The sequence below is a fragment of the Novosphingobium beihaiense genome, assembly GCF_022832375.1.
In the GTDB taxonomy this organism is placed as follows: Bacteria; Pseudomonadota; Alphaproteobacteria; order Sphingomonadales; family Sphingomonadaceae; genus Novosphingobium; species Novosphingobium beihaiensis.
The window spans coordinates 1-16208 of the sequence record NZ_JALHLG010000003.1 but is presented as its reverse complement, the minus strand read 5'-3'; the positions used below and the strand labels follow the sequence as shown (position 1 = coordinate 16208).

Sequence of the window (16208 nt, the reverse complement as noted above, 5' to 3'; positions counted from 1 at the left end):
CTCAAGCAATCGCCAGGACCGGGCTACCTCACACGGGCCCCTTACGAACGGAGAAAGTACAATGCGTCACAAGTATGGTCAGCGTAAGCTGCAGCGCACCTCGGGCCACCGCGCCGCGCTTCTGCGCAACATGGCCGCCGCGCTCATCAAGCACGAGCAGATCCAGACCACCACGCCCAAGGCGAAGGAACTGCGCCCCTACCTCGAAAAGCTGATCACGCTGGCGAAGCGTGGCGGCCTGTCGAACCGCCGTCTGGCCCACGCGCGCCTGATGGACGAGGTGCAGGAAAAGAAGCTCTTCGAAGTTCTGGCCGAGCGCTATGCTGGCCGTAACGGTGGCTACACCCGCATCATCAAGGCCGGCATCCGCGCTTCGGACGCCGCCCCGATCGCGATCATCGAACTGGTCGACCGCGACACCGAGGCCAAGGGCCAGGATTCGGGCCCGGTCATGAGCCAGGAAGAAGAATACGCCGAAGCGTAATCTTCTTTCGCAAGACACTTGAGGAAGCGGTCGCGAGTGCTAAGCTCGCGGCCGCTTTTGTTTTCGGGAGAGTGTCTTGCACAAGATCGCAGGGGCCGTTGCGGCCTTGTCCATGGCTGTTGGAACGCCCATCTGCGCTGCCGAGATGACTGAACCGGACTATCCCGAAACCCGCCGCGGCACAGTTTCCGAAACGCTCTTTGGCGAAACCATCGCCGATCCCTACCGTTGGCTTGAAAACGACGTGCGCACCGATCCCGAAGTCGCCGACTGGGTGGCGCGGGAGAATGCCGTCACCGATGCCTATCTGGAAACGCTGCCCCAGCGGGCGTGGTTCGCACAGCGCATCGAGGGGTTGATTGACTACGAGCGATTCGGCCTGCCTGAAAAGGCCGGGCACCATTATTTCTACACGCGCAACTCAGGGCTGCTGAATCAGGCGCAGTTGTTTGTGCGCAAGGGGCTGCACGGCGAGCCACGCCTGCTGATCGATCCCAACACCTGGGCGAAAGACGGCGCGACGGCGCTCGACGCCTGGGTGCCTTCGGACAATGGCTCGAAGCTGCTCTACAGCGTGCAGGACGGCGGCAGCGACTGGCGCATCCTGCGCGTGCTGGATGTGGAAACCGGCGAGCCGCTGGAAGACGAGGTACGCTGGGTGAAGTTCACCGGGCTGGCCTGGGTGGGCGAGGAGGGCTTTCTCTATTCGCGCTTTCCGCAGCCGGAAGAGGGTGAGGCGTTCCAGAGCCTGAACTACAATCAGGCCATCTATTTCCACCGTATCGGCACGCCGCAGTCGGAAGATCAGCTTGTCTATGCGACGCCGGATCATCCCGAATACAATCATACCGCCGAAGTCACGCAGGATGGCCGCTATGCGGTGATCACGACGTCCGTGGGTACGGATGCGCGTTACGAAATCCATGTCGTGGATCTCAAGGCGCGCAAGAAGCATGGCTGGCAGGGCAGGGCTCTGGTGACGGGCTTCGACGACTCGTGGAACCTCGTGGAGGGGATGGGATCGGTCCTCTGGTTCGTAACCAATAAGGATGCGCCGCACTTCCGTCTCGTCCGCATTGATGCTGCCAGCAAGACGCCGGAGTGGAGCGATGTCGTGCCGGAGGGCAAGGACATCCTCGAACGGGCGACGATTATCGGCAATCAGCTCGTGCTCAATTACTTGCGCGACGCGGCGAGCCACGCGGTCATCGTCGGGCTCGACGGCAAGCCAGCGCGTGCGCTTTCGCTAGGAGGATTCGGGACGGCGTCGGGCTTCCGGGGTAAGCCGGCAGATCCGGAGACTTTCTACTCCTTCACCAGCTTCAACCGGCCCGCGACGGTATACCGGATGGATATCCGCACCGGAAAATCCGAGATTTTCGCGCAGCCGGAATTGACCTTCGATCCTGAGCGCTACGCCGTTGAACAGCGTTTCTATACCTCCAAGGATGGCACGCAGGTCCCCATGTTTCTGGTCCGCAGCAAGGATGCGGCCAAGGCGAACCAGCCCTTGCCGACGCTGCTTTACGGATATGGCGGTTTCGACATTTCTCTGACCCCGGGCTTTTCCTCCACGCGCATGGCCTGGCTGGAGGCGGGCGGGGCCTTTGCGCTCGCGAACTTGCGCGGCGGCGGCGAATACGGGCGGGAATGGCACGATGCCGGACGCCGGGAAAACAAACAGAACGTGTTCGACGATTTCATCGCTGCCGGTGAATATCTGATCGGGCAGGGGATCACCCCGAAGAACGGGCTTGCCATCCAGGGCGGATCGAACGGCGGCCTGCTGGTGGGCGCGGTCACCAACCAGCGGCCGGACCTGTTTGCCGCTGCGGTCCCGCAAGTTGGCGTGATGGACATGCTGCGCTTCGACCGCTTCACTGCCGGGCGCTATTGGGTGGACGATTATGGCTACCCGGACCGGGAGGCCGACTTCAAGGTTCTGCGCGCCTATTCGCCCTATCACAACATTCGGGGCGGCGTGGATTATCCCGCGATTCTGGTCACCACTGCAGATACCGATGACCGTGTGGTTCCGGGCCATTCGTTCAAGTACACGGCGGCGCTGCAGGCGGCGGGCCTCGGGCCCAAGCCCCATTTGATCCGTATCGAGACTCGCGCGGGCCACGGTTCGGGCAAGCCAACCGACAAGGTGATCGAGGAGGGGGCCGATATCCTGGGCTTTATGGCGCAGTGGACCGGATTGCAGGTGGGTGGCCTGCCTACAGATGGTTCAGAAAAGTAAAGGTTAACCTGAACGCTCGCTGCAAGGCGGGTTCAGCGTCACCTCACGGCTGCTTTGGTAGACCATCCTCATAGCCGGGCATCGGGTCCGGCGGGAAGCGAGGATGACAAGCCATGCAGACCTTTACCAAGACTCTGATCGGAGCCGCCGCAGCTGGTTCCATGGCGGTTTCGGCGGCAACCCCCGCGCTTGCCCGTGAGGGCAACGGCGGGATCGGCGCTGGCGAAGTGGTGGCCGGTGCGCTGGTGATCGGCGGTATCGCAGCGCTGGCCGCAGCCTCCAGCGATCGCGATGGCACGCGCTACCATGTGCGTTACGATCGTGATCACCGGCGGTACGGCCATCGCCGTCACATGAATGCGCGCGACGCGGTTCGGCGGTGTACTGCAGCGGCGGTCCGTACGGCCAACCGGCATAGCTATGGCGGCCGGGCCAGGGTCACGGATATCCGCAACGTCGATCGCAAGCGCTACGGCTACAAGGTCGAAGGCCGGATTGTGGTGAACACCAGGGCGCACCACTGGCGCAGCAGTGACCGTGATTGGCGTCATGATCACCGGGGGTGGAACAGGCATGCGCGCGGCTACGATTCGGGCAAGTTCAAGTGCAAGGTCGATTACCGCGGCCGAATCGCCGATCTCGATTTCAGGGGTATCCGGGGCCTGTGAGCGCCGGACCTGAGGGGTGGGCGGTTCATGCCGAAGACAGCATGAACCGCCTAGCTTTCCGATTATGGACCGGCATGCGGGGGGCACGCCGGGTGTGGGATATGTAGCTTATGAAAATCTTCCGTTCGCGTGCCGCTGTTTCGCTGGCTGCCTTGGCGGCTCTGTCCCTCACGGCAAGCCCCGCCTTCGCGCGCGGGCGGCACCACCATTACCGCCACCATCATCACCACAGCAGCGGCAGCGGCAATTTGCTGGCAGGCCTGCTGATCGGCGGCGCGGTGGTGGCGATTGCCAGTGCCGCAAGCAAGTCGAACCGCGAGCGCGTGCAGGATGAGCCTGTCCGCTATCCCGGCGGGCCCTACGATTCGCCTGCCGAGAGCGGCTATGCCGGGACGCCTCAGGTCTCTGGCTATGGTGATCCGGCCTATCCGGGCGGCCCGCGTGCCGGTGTCAGTTTCGATGCTGCGGCTGACGCCTGTGCCAGCGAGATCGAAGATGGAGAGCGGCGCATCGGTTCGGTCGACAACGTGCGCCGGATGGGAGAGCGCTACAGCGTTGAAGGGCATCTGGAAGATGGGCGCGGTTATGCTTGCAGTGTCGATGAGACTGGGCGGATCCGTTCGGTGGCCGTCGATGGGCGGGCGATGATCTGAGAACGCGTTTCTGAAATCCGGCAGCGGTTCGCGCCTGTAGTCTAGGACGGATCCGGGCCGCGATGCGCGGGCAGGCCCAGCGACCAGTGGATGGCCGCACCGCGCAAGGCAAAGCCCGCCGCCACGGCCAGAACCCAGGTCAGTCCCGGCGGCAGGCCTATGGCCATGCCCGCTCCGGCAAGGCATGCCGCCAGCGCGGCAGCGGTGACATAGAGTTCAGGCCGCATCAGGACAGAGGGCTGGCCTGCCAGCACATCGCGGATGATCCCGCCCACGCAGCCGGTAATCACACCCATCAATATGGCCGGGACCGGCGGCACATCCCAGGCCAGCGCCTTCATCGTGCCCAGCACCGAATAGACGGCAAGGCCCAGCGCATCGGCCCATTCCAGCAGCCGTCCTTCCCACCAGCGCACCGGCGTGATCCACGCCAACAGCGCCACGCCCAGGCAAACCGGCGCGACGGCGCGGTCCTGCACCCAGAATACGGGTGCCCCGATCAGCAGATCGCGCAACGAACCGCCGCCCACACCGGTGATTAGCGCGAAGAAGGTCATGGTCACGAAAGTCTGCTGCAGCCGCGCCGCAACCAGCGCGCCGGTGAGTGCGAAAATGGCGATCCCGACAAGGTCGAGGGCAGGGGGCAGGAGCGGAGCGGCCGGGTGCATGGCGGCAGCTCTATCACGCCGGGCTCTGCTTGACTGCCTTTGAAATGTGATACACAAAGGATCATAAATATCGGGAGAGCGACGGCGTGTCATACGAAACTGCTGATTGGTACACGGACGTTTCGCTGGTTGACGATCCGCACGCCTATTTCGACTACTTGCGGGCGCAAGGGCCGGTCGTGCGTTTGCCGTACCGGGGCGCGGTGGCGGTGGTCGGCTACGAAGAGACGGTCCAGCTTATGCGGGATACGGAGCACTTCTCGGAGATCAATGCGGTTACCGGAGCCTTGTCCGAATTGCCGTTCACGCCCGAAGGCGATGACATCACCGAGGCGCTGGAGGCTCATCGCAAGCAGATCGCCTTTGCCGATCAGATCGTCACGGAAAGCGGTGCGCGCCATGCGAACTTGCGCTCGATCCTGTCGCGTCTGTTTACGCCCAGCCGGTTGAAGGAACTGCAGCCGCAGCTGCTGGCAACCGCCGAAGGGCTGATCGGCGAGTTTCATGCCGATGGCAAAGTCAACATCGTGCGCCAGTATGGCGGGCCTTACGGGGCTCTGGTGATCTCTGACCTCCTCGGCCTGTCGGAGAAGACCCGCCGGAAATTCCGCACGCTGCTGGAAGGCGCGATTCCCGTGCCGATGGACGCCACGCCCGAAGAGATGATGAAAAACCCGCTGGTGCCGGTGGGCAAGGATCTGTTCGCGATGATCGCCAAGCGCCGTCTGGCGAATCACGCCTTGCTGAAACCGCTCAGGGCGCTGTTGGCGCAGGAAGACATCCTCAGCGATCTGGCCAGGGCCACTTATCCGGATGGCAGCAAGCCCACGCTTGTCGATCTTACAGGTCTGGCTGCTTTCCTGTTCGGCGCCGGGCAGGATACGACCAACCGCCTGCTGGCGAATGGCTTCAAGGTCATCGCCACACGGCCCGATATCCAGCAGGAACTGCGCGATGATCCCAAGCGGATCGAAAACTTCATCGAGGAGCTGCTGCGATACGATGGCTCGGTGAAAAGCGCCGGGCGGATCTGCAAGAAGACAACGGTTCTGGGCGGCGTCGAGATCAAGGCGGGCACGCCGGTTCTGGCGAGCCACATGGCCGCCAATCGCGACCCCGCGCGCTTTCCCGATCCCGGCACGTTCGACATGAACCGGCCGAAGCTGAAGGAACACATGGCCTTTGGCCGCGGCGCGCATACCTGCATCGGGGCGCCGCTGGCCCGGCGGGAAGTGGCCACCAGTATCGAGCGGCTGCTGGCGCGGATGGGCAATATCCGCCTTTCCGAAGCGCACCATGGCCCCAAAGGCGCACGCCGTTTCGAGTACGAGCCGACTTACGTGCTGCGCGCGCTCAGGAGTCTGCATCTGGAATTCGATCCGCTTTAGACTCAGGGCCTGAGGCAGGCTTGCACCGGCGCGGCAGCGGGTTAGGGTGCCGCCATCTGAGAATTGACGGAAATTCCCCCCATGAAGATAGTGAAACGTATCTCTCCCGCAGCGCTGCTGCTGGCGAGCGCGGCCTGCGCGCAAGGGCCCGGCGAAGTGGTCTCCGCGCCATCGGCGCCAGTGGCTCCGGCCGAACCCGCCTATGATCTTGCCGCGCAGAAAGCGAAGCTGGCGGACGTTACGATGGATGTCGATACCGGCTTCCTCAATGCCGAACAGCGCGAGGTCGTGAACCTGCTGATCAAGGCATCCGATTTGCTGAGCGAAGTATATTTGCGCCAGCGCTATGCCGAAAACCCGCAAGTGCGCCGGGCCATTTCCATGAACCGGCGGGCCGATCGCGATCTGCTCGTGGAGATGTTCGACCGCAATTTCGGCCCCTGGGACGAACTGGCCGAACTCCATCCGTTCTGGGGCTCCACCCCGATGCCGGAAGGGGCCGGGTTCTATCCCGAGGATCTGACGCGCGGCGAACTCGAAGCTTACATCGCGGCCCATCCCGATCAGAAGGATGCGCTGCTCAGCCCCTATACCGTGGTGAAGCGGGAAGGGGGCAAGCTGGTCGCGGTGCCCTATTCGGTGGCGTACCGGCAGTGGCTGGAACCGGCGGCGAAGCTGCTGGAGCAGGCGGCGGCGAAGACCAGCAATCCCAGCCTCAAGAAGTTCCTTTCGCTGCGGGCCAAGGCCTTTCGCACCGATGACTATTTCGCCAGCGAACTGGCGTGGATGGACCTCAAGGATACGCCCATCGAAGTCGCGATCGGGCCTTACGAGGTCTATACCGACCGCCTGATGGGCGCGAAGACCGCGTTCGAAAGCTTCGTGACCCTGAAGGATCCTGTGCAGTCGGCGGCGCTTGCCAAGTACAAGAACTACCTCAAGGACATGGAAGCGAACCTGCCGATCGAGGACAAGTACAAGAACTTCCAGCGCGGTTTCGCCAGCCCGATCGCGGTGGCCGAGCAGGTCCACGGCGGCGGCGACAATGTACCAGGCGTGCAGACCATCGCTTTCAACCTTCCCAATGACGAGCGCGTGCGCGAGGCCAAAGGGGCGAAGAAGGTCATTCTCTCGAACGTGCTGGGCGCCAAGTTCGAACGTATTCTGAAGCCTATGGGTGCACTGGTGCTGAAACCGGCGCAGGCGGGGCTCGTCGCCAAGAAATACATGCAGTTCGAGACGCTGTTCCACGAACTGTCGCACAGCCTCGGCCCGGGCACGATCGTGGTGAATGGCGAGAAGACGACCGTGGACAAGGCGCTGAGGGAACAGAACTCGGCGCTGGAAGAGGCCAAGGCCGATGTCGCGGGGGTGTGGAACATTCTGCTGATGATGCGCAAGGGCGAAATCCCGGCGGCAGAGAAGCCGCAGCTCTTTGCCAGCTATTTCACCGGCATTTTCCGCGCGGTGCGTTTCGGCGCGGTAGAGGCGCATGGCAAGGGCGCGGCGCTGCAATACGCCTATCTGCGCGCGCATGGCGCCTTTACGTATGATCCGGCGGCCCGGCGTTATACGGTCGATGACGCGAAGATGGAGGAGGGCGTGCGCAGCCTGCTGCACGACATTCTGATGTTGCAGGCGCTGGGAGACTACGAAGGCACCAAGGCCTTCATGGCGAAATGGGCGAAGCTCGATCCTGAGGCCGAAGCGGCGATTGCGTCGATGAAGACGATCCCGGTCGATATCCGGCCGATCTATCCCGACGCGATCTGATTTCCGGGTCCGGTGCCGCTCAGTGCGGCACCGTCCCGAGTTCGAAGCCGGTCTTGTCGTGGAGGGCGAACTTGTCGACGATGTCCGCGCTGGCTTCGTTGTAGCCGATCACTTTCACGTCCGCGCCGCCCTTGGCGAGCTTGCCGACGATCTTGTCCAGCGCATCGACCGAGGAAATGTCCCACAAGTGGGCGTGGGTCATATCGATCGTGACCTTGGGGGCGGTTTCCTTCTCGGTCTGCATCTGTTCGGTGAAGCGGTGGACCGAAGCGAAGAAGATCTCGCCCGAGACGCGGTACGTCGCGGTTTGCCCGTCTTCGCTCACTTCGCGGGTGACGCGGAACAGGCGCTGCACTTTCTGCGCGAAGAAGATGCCCGAGAGCAGCACGCCCACGCCGACGCCCATCGACAGGTCGCTGGTGGCGACCACCACCACGACCGTGGAGAGCATGACCACCGAGCTTTGCCAGGGATGGCGGCGCAAGTTGGGAATCGAGTTCCACGAGAACGTGCCGATCGAAACCATGATCATAACGGCAACGAGCGAAGGCATCGGCACCTGGCCGACCCAGGGCCCCAGAATCGCCAGCAGGATGAACAGGAAGAACCCGGCCACGAAGGTCGAAAGACGCCCGCGCCCGCCGGAGGTGACGTTGATCACCGACTGGCCGATCATCGCGCAGCCGCCCATGCCGCCGAACAGGGCGGCCACGATATTGGCAATGCCCTGGCCCCGGCACTCGTAGCGCTTGTACGAATCGGTGTCGGTCATGTCGTCGACGATCTGGGCGGTCAGCAGCGATTCGAGCAGGCCCACGGCGGCCATGGCCCCGGCGGTGGGGGCAATGATGCGCAGCGTTTCCCAGGTAAGCGGTACGTGCGGCAGCGCGAAGCTGGGCAGGCCGGAGGGCAGATCGCCCATGTCCGCCACGGTGTGGACCGGCAGGCCCATCCCGATTGAGATAGCCGACAGCACGACGATCGAAACCAGCGGGGAGGGCACCGCCGTCGTCACGCGCGGGAACAGGTAGATGATCGCCAGGCCGCCGAGCACCATGGCATAGGTATGCCAGGTGACGTCCGTCAGCTGCGGCAGCTGCGCCATGAAGATCAGGATCGCGAGCGCGTTGACGAAGCCGGTGATGACCGAGCGCGAAACGAACTGCATCAGCAGGTTGAGCCGCAGCAGGCCCGCAACGATCTGGATCACGCCCATCAGGATGGTCGCGGCGAAGAGGTATTCCACCCCGTGCTCACGCACCAGCGGGCCGACGAGCACGGCCACGGAAGCCGTTGCCGCGGAAACCATCGCCGGGCGCCCGCCGGTAAACGAGATGATGATGGCAATCGCCACCGAGGCCCACAGGCCCACCGCGGGATCGACCCCGGCAATGATCGAGAAGCCGATAGCCTCGGGAATGAGGGCAAGGGCGACGACGATCCCGGCGAGGGTATCGGCGCGCACGTTGCCGAGCCAGTCCTGACGGAAGTTAGCGAAGAAAGGCATAGTGTCGTCCAGCCGCAAGGGGCCGCGCCACGCGCAAAGAGCAGGCCCGGCCGATTTCGGGAAGGCGAGCGCCTTCGCACCCGCAGCAAATTCGCGCGCGGCCATGCCTGATCGGGAGGAAAAGGGCAAGCGCAGTGGCCGAATCCTCCCTGTCCCCGCAAGGGGATGGGGAGGGGGACCGCCAGCGCAGCGGGTGGTGGAGGGGGAGAAAACCCCTCCGTCATTCACTGCGTGAATGCCACCTCCCCATTCCCTGCGGGAACAGGGAGGATCAGTTCGGCGTTATTCCGCCGCTTCGTGCAGGGCTTCTGCCTCGGCGGCCTGCCGGGCCCACATTTCCGCATAAAGGCCGCCCTGGCGCAGCAGGTCTGCGTGGCTGCCGCTTTCCGCCAGCGTCCCTTCATTGAGCACGAGAATCCGGTCCGCATCGGCAATGGTCGAAAGCCGGTGCGCGATCGAGATCGAGGTGCGGTGTTCGGCCACGCGGTTCAAGGTGGCGAGAATCTCCTGCTCGGTGCGGGTGTCGAGCGCACTGGTCGCTTCGTCGAGCAGCAGGATTGGCGGGTTCTTCACCAGCGTGCGGGCAATCGCCACGCGCTGCTTCTCGCCGCCCGAAAGCTTGAGGCCGCGCTCGCCCACTTCGGTGTCGAAACGCTTGGGCAGCCGGCAGATCAGCCCCATCAGCGCAGCGCCTTGCGCGGCGGCCTCGATCTCGGCCTGCGTGGCATCGCCCCGGCCATAGCCGATGTTGTAGCCGATGGTGTCATTGAACAGCACCGAATCCTGCGGGACGATACCGATCGCCGCACGCAGGCTCGCCTGCGTCACATGGCGGATGTCCTGCCCGTCGATCAGGATGCGCCCGGCTTGCGGATCGTAGAAGCGGAACAGCAGCCGGGCGAGCGTGGACTTGCCCGCCCCCGATGGGCCCACCACGGCGTAGTTTTTGCCTGCGGGCACTTCGAAGGAGAGGCCGTGCAGGATCGTGCGGTCCTGCTCGTACCCAAACACGACATTGTCGAAAATCACGGAGGGCTTGCGGATGATGAGGGCAGGGGCGTTCGGCCGGTCCGGCACTTCCACTTCGGTATCGAGCAGGCGGAACATCTCGGCCATGTCGATCAGGCCTTGCCGGATCGTGCGATAGACCATGCCGAGCATGTCGAGCGGGCGGAAGAGCTGTGTCAGGTAGGTTTGCACGAACACGAGCTGACCCGCCGTATATTTGCCCTGATACCAGCCCCACACCGTCCAGGCGAGCGCGAAGGCCATGAGCAAGTTCACCACCACGGCCTGCGCGATGTTGAGCAGGCCCAGCGAGTTCTCGCTCTTCACCGCGGCGGCGGCATAGGCGCGGGTGGCCTGGGCGTAGCGCTCTTCCTCGCGCGCTTCGGCGGAGAAGTACTTTACCGTCTCGTAATTCAGCAGCGAATCGACCGCGCGGGCGAGCGCCTGCCCGTCGAGCCGGTTCATCTGCTCGCGCAGCTTCGTGCGCCATTCGGTGATCGTGCGCGTCACCCAGATATAGGCGGCGATGGCCACTGTGGTGGCGGCGACAAGGCCGATGCCGAAATTGAGATAGAAGATCACCGCGACTATCGCGAGTTGCAGCACGGTGGGGGCGATGTTGAACAGCATGAAGTAGAGCATCGTGTCGATGCTTTTGGTCCCGCGCTCGATCGTCTTGGTGACTTCGCCGGTGCGCCGGGCGAGGTGAAAGCGCAGCGACAGGCGGTGAAGCTGCGCAAAGACATTCTCGGCCAGCGCACGCGTCGCATCCTGCCCCACGCGTTCGAAGACGATATTGCGCAAGTTGTTGAACGCCGTCTGCGCGAAGCGCCCGGCGGCATAGCCGAGCACCGTCCACATCGCGAGCTGCAGCAGCTTGGGGCCTGTAGCCCCCATGGCATCGACGGCCCACTTGAGCAGGTAGGGCAGGATCAGCTGGGTGCCGGTCGAGGCGAGAATCAGCAGGCAGGCGGCCACGATCCGCCAGCGCAGGGCCTTGTTATCGTTCGGCCAGAGGTAGGGCAGGAAACGCAGCAGCGTGCGCCAGCCATCATGGCGGGCATGGGGATCGTGAACAGCAGTGTCGGGCGGCATCCCCGTTATTTAGGGAATCTGCCGCCCGAAGCAATCGCCGGACGCCATTGAAAGCGGCATCAGCCAGGCAGATCGAACAGGATCTTGTGCGAGGAAAAGTCGATGGCCACGCGCTTGAAAGCGCGCAGTTCGCGCATGCCGAGGAAGATCGCGGGCCGCTTGCGCAGGCCCAGTTCGCGAAAAGCCGGGGCATCGGCATAGGCAATGGCGACATTGATGATCGCCAGGTTGCGGACTTCGAGCCTGCGCGCGATACCGATTTGCGCGGTCAGTTCCTGGCCGGTCACGCTCGACAGGGTGGCAAATCCCTGCGTGTGTTTGCGCATGGCCTGCTGCAAGGCCAAGTTGCCGACCGTGGTGCTGGCCCCGGTATCGATGATGACATCGACCCGGATGCCGTCGATCATGGCATTGGTCATGATCAGGCGCCCCGACCGTTCGCGGGCGCGCACGACGATTTCGTACCCTCGGCGCCCGCCTAGTTCGCGTGCGCCGCCAATGGCGATCGTGTTCTTGGTAAAGTCCAGCAGCACCCGCTGGTCCTGCAGGCTGTCCGTGCCGAGAATACCGTCTGCCCCCATATGCTGATCTTCCAGCAGCGGCACGACGAGCCCGTAAAGTTCCTGACGCCCGAAGCCCAGCGTTTCGACATGGGCGGTGCCGACATGGTCTTCGCCCGCCATGCTCACGATGCGCACTTGCGGGCCCGGCAGCAGGCCAAGGCTTCCTGCCAGCGCCGTCGAAACCACGGTGCGTTGCGATCCGGTGTCGATCAGGAACCGGTAGGGGCCGGTTCCCTCCAGCGCGACGTTGACGGTCATGCGATCGTGCGGGTCCACTTCGCTCTGCATGGTTTCGGCATCGTCGGGCATCGTCAGCGGCGTGGGAGACGCGCCCAGAATTACCGGGGCGGCGGCCGTCAGCGCCAAGGCAAGCGTAACCGCTTCCATATGTGTACCTCTCCTTGGGCAAGTTACCTGCCCTGCCGCAATTATGCCACAAAACCGGCTTTCGGGCAAAGGTTGCCGCGATTTCGGGCTGGGAAACAGAACGCGGGATTGGCGTTTGCTTAACGCTCCGCTGCTAGGCCCTGACGGCAATGGTAACGCTGATAGACCGTGTGCAGCACAAGATGCGCGAGGCGCGCCACAGGCGCGTGGCCAGGGGAATCCTGGACACGCCCCCGGCCCGGCCGCGTGACGATGGGGTGGTGATCTTCTCGATGATCGGCACCAGAGTGCTGCTGCCCTATCTCGTGGCGGCAAAGTCGCTTCATGCGCGGCTGGATCGAGGCCGTTTCGCGATCCTTGACGACGGCACGCTGACGGCGGCGGACAAGGCCGTGTTGGATGCCCATCTCGGCAAGCCGCAGATATATGCGATCGGGGATGTCGATCCCGGCGACTGCCCAAGGGGAGGGTGCTGGGAACGGCTGCTTACGCTGCTGGCTCTGCGGCGCGAGAATTACGTGATCCAGCTGGATTCCGATACCGTTACGGCCGGTCCTGTCGACGAGGTCATTGAAGCCGTCGCGGCGGGGCGCAATTTCACTTTGTGCGGCGGGATCGACTCGGCCTTGCTGCCGGTGGAAGACTATGCCGGGGATCTTGCCGCGCTCGATCCTTCGGCGCATGTCCAGCTTCTGGCCGAAACGTCTCTGGACCGGATCGGCGCCGGACTGCCGCATCCGCGCCGCTATGTGCGCGGATGCGCCGGTTTCGCGGGGTTCGCGCCCGGCGGTTTCGATCGCACGGTGGCCGATGCCTATTCGCGCGAGGCTTCTGCCTTGCTGGGCCGCGATCGCTGGCAGGAATGGGGGACCGAACAGGTCATGTCCAACGTGATTATCTCGGCGGAAAACGAGCCGGTTCTGCTGCCCTATGCCCGCTACATGAATTTCTGGAACGAAGCTCCGCCGCCCGGTGTGAACTTCGTCCACTTCGTGGGAACCTACCGGTTTCACGGCGGGTACTACGATGCCGCCACAAGGCAGGCGATCGCCGCACTGAAAGGCTGATCACGGCGCAGGAGAAGCCCGACGTTTAACGGCGGCGAATAAAAGCTATCATCTCGTAGACCGCCTCGCGGGCAAAGCTGAACAGCCAAAGCCCGTAGACGGCCGCTCCCGCCGCGACGAGCAAGGCCAGGCGAAGGACCGGGGCAATGGCTCCAAGGGCATGGTCCAGCACCACCACGGCCAGGGCCATGGCAACGGCTGCGGTAAATGGCGCGGCGAGGGCCTTTGCCAGCGCCCGGAAATCGACGTCAATCGCGGGCAGGGACCAGGCAAGCGCACAAATGGCCAGCAGCGGATAGGCGGCAAGCCAGGCGGCCGCGATCCCGGTACTTCCAAACTGAACGCCAATCAGGAATGCAGTTGGCATCACCACTGCGCCAAGCGCTGTCGTGCGCGTGGCAAGGCCCGGTCTGCCTACTGCATTGGTTGCAGGGGCCAGCAGTACATGCAGCGTCATGAACGGCATGGCCATCGCGAGAAGCCGCACGACGGGGGCTGCTTCCAGCCACTTGCTGCCCAGCACGACTTCGACGAGCGGTTCCGCCGTCACGGCAAGGCCCAGGCAGAAGGGGAAGGTCAGCAGCATGATGACCCGCGTCGATGCGACGAAACCGGCGGCCAGCGCCGCCCGGTCGTTCTGTACCCGGGCATAGACGGAAAAGGCCACTTCGTTGAGCGGCGGCACTACTTTGGTGACGAAAATCTGCGCCAGGAACAGCGAGGTCGTGTAAATGCCAAGCTCATGCGGGGAGAAGGCGCGCCCGGCGATGACCACGTCCGCCTGAGTCTGAACGAACCAGAACATGCTGGAGACGGTCATCATGCCGCCGTAACCGGCGATGTGCCGCACACCGCTGAAATTGAAGCTGGGCTTTACGAATGCCTTGGCCACGAAGGCCATGCCGGCGGCGCGGGTGGCGAACAGCACGATCGGCGCCAGCACCAGCGTCCAGGTTCCCAAACCCGCAAGCGCGCCGCCCAGTGCCGCGAACGCGCCGATGATGGCGGAAACGATGTTGACCTGCGCCTGCCGCCGGAAGTCCATTTCCCGTGACAGGATGGCATAGCCCAGTGCCAGGAATGGATTGGTAAGATAGATCAGCGCCTGCACGCGCAGCATGTCCGCAACCATCGGCTGGCGGTAATAGGCAGCGGCCAGAGGCGCGGCGGCGATCTGGATGGCGGCCAGCGTGCCGTTGAGGACGATCAGCATGCCGAAAAGCTGCTGCAGCATCCGTTCGCTGGTTTCGCGCTGCTGGATATAGGCATTGGCAAGGCCATAGCCATTGAGCAGTGCAAGCAGGCCCAGAACGACCGAAGTCATGGCGAACAGGCCATAATCGGAAGGCGACAGGATCCGGATGACCAGAAATGTCGAAAGCCAGGAAATGATCTGGCCGAAGACTTGCGTCCCGGAACGCCAGATGACCGCACTTCGCACCTGTTCGCGCAGAGTCGGCCCTGCAGGCTTTGCTTCCGTGGCACCTGTCACGGATGGAACGCCCTGGGTAGCAACGCGCCGATGATGCTGGCAGACTGGTTGCCACGCCGGTGCGCCTTGCGCCGCCAGGCCAGCATGGGGCGAGCGAGCGAGGGGAGAATCCGCCAGAGCGTGAATGACAGCGTCCAGACCATGCCTTCCACGCGGGAGCGCGCGCGTTGCAGCTCGGCCAAGCCGTTGCGCGTATCGCCTTCGATCACGCGGTCTATTGCGTGTTCAAAGGCAAGATCATCCTCGCTTTCCGCGATCAGGCGCTGCAGCAAAGGCTGCTCGGGCGCATCGCCGGGCAAGGTGCTGCGAGCCTTCTCGTACACCCTGATATTGCCGATCAGCATACGGTTGGAACTGGCTGAGGCCGAATTGGGCCGCACGCGGTATTCGCCGAGCAGTGTGTCTGTATAGCGGGCGTGGCCGCCCAGCTGCATCAGGCGGACCCAGAGGTCGAAGTCTTCCGCATGGGCCATCGTGGTATCGAAGCCGCCAGCGCTGTCGAAGTCCTCACGGCGAAAGGTGGAGCCGATATAGACGCCGAAGCTGCGGTCCAGAACGTCGGCCAGAGTGCCGCGCATACCGTCGCCGGAGCCCTGCTTGCCTTCGAAACACAGCCGTTCGCGGGGGACCGCACCGAATATACGCGCATTGCAGGTGGCAAGACGGATATCGGGATCGCCTTCAAGAAGCCCCACCATGGTAGACAGATAGTGGGGGCAGAACCGGTCGTCGCCGTCGAGAAGAGCGATGAGCGGCGCGCTGCTGGCAGCGATCGCGGTATTGCGTGCCGCGGATACGCCGTAATTCGCTGTGCTGATGAAGCGGATGCGGGAATCGTTCAGGTATGGCGCTACGGCGCCCGCAACATCGTCCGGCGCGCCATCGTCGATGACCACGCACTCCCATTGGGTGAAGTCTTGGGCGACAAGAGAATCGAGCGCTTCGCCCAGCCAGCGGGCAACGCCATAGGCAGGAACGATCACCGCGATGCGCGGCACCTGCGTGGAATCCGGTTTGGAAATGACCTTGGCCATGCGCGCGTCATAGCGCCCGGTTGGTTAATCAAGGCTCTACGGTGCGTTCTGCAGCACGGTATTTCCGGCGACTCTCCCGGCCTGCTTTGGAGCGCCCGGTTTTGGTATCGCGGGAAGGGGGGCGCTCGCTGTGCGCGTTGAGATCGGCAATGGCGTCCATTACCTTCGGAACTGGC

Annotated in this window: 13 protein-coding genes; 7 read left to right on the top strand and 6 right to left on the bottom strand. The window is 63.7% G+C overall.

All coding sequences use genetic code 11. The features are described from left to right. Positions 1-61: 61 nt before the first annotated feature. The 4 genes from rplQ (at position 62) to MTR66_RS01350 (ending at position 4050) form a co-directional block, all read left to right on the top strand. A complete protein-coding gene (gene rplQ, locus MTR66_RS01365) occupies positions 62-484 on the top strand; it encodes a 50S ribosomal protein L17 (RefSeq protein WP_243917249.1) in 423 nt (140 codons plus the stop codon). A gap of 112 nt (positions 485-596) precedes the next feature. Continuing rightward, complete coding sequence (locus MTR66_RS01360) at positions 597-2729, top strand: prolyl oligopeptidase family serine peptidase (protein WP_243917247.1); 2133 nt, start codon at positions 597-599, stop codon at positions 2727-2729. Between the two features lie 113 nt (positions 2730-2842). Continuing rightward, complete coding sequence (locus MTR66_RS01355; protein WP_243917245.1) at positions 2843-3397, top strand: hypothetical protein; 555 nt, start codon at positions 2843-2845, stop codon at positions 3395-3397. Between the two features lie 110 nt (positions 3398-3507). Beyond that, a complete protein-coding gene (locus MTR66_RS01350; RefSeq protein ID WP_243917243.1) occupies positions 3508-4050 on the top strand; it encodes a hypothetical protein in 543 nt (180 codons plus the stop codon). 41 nt (positions 4051-4091) lie between these two features. Here MTR66_RS01350 and MTR66_RS01345 read toward each other — a convergent pair whose 3' ends face one another. Next, positions 4092-4718, bottom strand: coding sequence for a trimeric intracellular cation channel family protein (locus tag MTR66_RS01345; protein WP_243917241.1), 627 nt, complete (start codon positions 4716-4718; stop codon positions 4092-4094). 86 nt (positions 4719-4804) lie between these two features. Between MTR66_RS01345 and MTR66_RS01340 the strand changes: the two genes are divergently transcribed. Both MTR66_RS01340 and MTR66_RS01335 read left to right on the top strand, forming a co-directional pair. Next, positions 4805-6106, top strand: a complete 1302-nt coding sequence (locus MTR66_RS01340) for a cytochrome P450 (RefSeq protein WP_243917239.1) — start codon at positions 4805-4807, stop codon at positions 6104-6106. Positions 6107-6187: 81 nt separating this feature from the next. Then, complete coding sequence (locus tag MTR66_RS01335) at positions 6188-7879, top strand: dipeptidyl-peptidase 3 family protein (protein ID WP_243917237.1); 1692 nt, start codon at positions 6188-6190, stop codon at positions 7877-7879. 19 nt (positions 7880-7898) lie between these two features. Here the strand turns inward: MTR66_RS01335 and MTR66_RS01330 are convergent, their stop codons facing one another. The 3 genes from MTR66_RS01330 to MTR66_RS01320 all read right to left on the bottom strand — a co-directional run bounded on the left by MTR66_RS01330 (position 7899) and on the right by MTR66_RS01320 (position 12439). Continuing rightward, positions 7899-9386, bottom strand: coding sequence for a SulP family inorganic anion transporter (locus MTR66_RS01330; protein ID WP_243917235.1), 1488 nt, complete (start codon positions 9384-9386; stop codon positions 7899-7901). Positions 9387-9668: 282 nt separating this feature from the next. Next, complete coding sequence (locus MTR66_RS01325) at positions 9669-11489, bottom strand: ABCB family ABC transporter ATP-binding protein/permease (protein WP_243917233.1); 1821 nt, start codon at positions 11487-11489, stop codon at positions 9669-9671. A 59-nt stretch (positions 11490-11548) separates the two neighbouring features. Continuing rightward, positions 11549-12439, bottom strand: a complete 891-nt coding sequence (locus MTR66_RS01320; protein WP_243917231.1) for a retroviral-like aspartic protease family protein — start codon at positions 12437-12439, stop codon at positions 11549-11551. Between the two features lie 149 nt (positions 12440-12588). Here MTR66_RS01320 and MTR66_RS01315 point away from each other — a divergent pair, with 149 nt between their 5' ends. Next, entirely contained in the window at positions 12589-13506 is a 918-nt protein-coding gene (locus tag MTR66_RS01315) for a hypothetical protein (protein WP_243917229.1), read from the top strand. Between the two features lie 25 nt (positions 13507-13531). Here MTR66_RS01315 and MTR66_RS01310 read toward each other — a convergent pair whose 3' ends face one another. Together MTR66_RS01310 and MTR66_RS01305 are read right to left on the bottom strand one after the other, a co-directional pair. Continuing rightward, the gene (locus MTR66_RS01310; RefSeq protein ID WP_243917227.1) at positions 13532-14998 is read right to left on the bottom strand and encodes a lipopolysaccharide biosynthesis protein; all 1467 of its coding nucleotides are present in this window, start codon (positions 14996-14998) and stop codon (positions 13532-13534) included. Then, positions 14995-16032 carry a glycosyltransferase family A protein gene (locus MTR66_RS01305; protein WP_243917226.1) on the bottom strand — a complete coding sequence of 346 codons (1038 nt, stop codon included), beginning with the start codon at positions 16030-16032 and terminating at the stop codon, positions 14995-14997. The genes MTR66_RS01310 and MTR66_RS01305 overlap by 4 nt, the downstream gene beginning before the upstream one ends. Positions 16033-16208 lie beyond the last annotated feature (176 nt).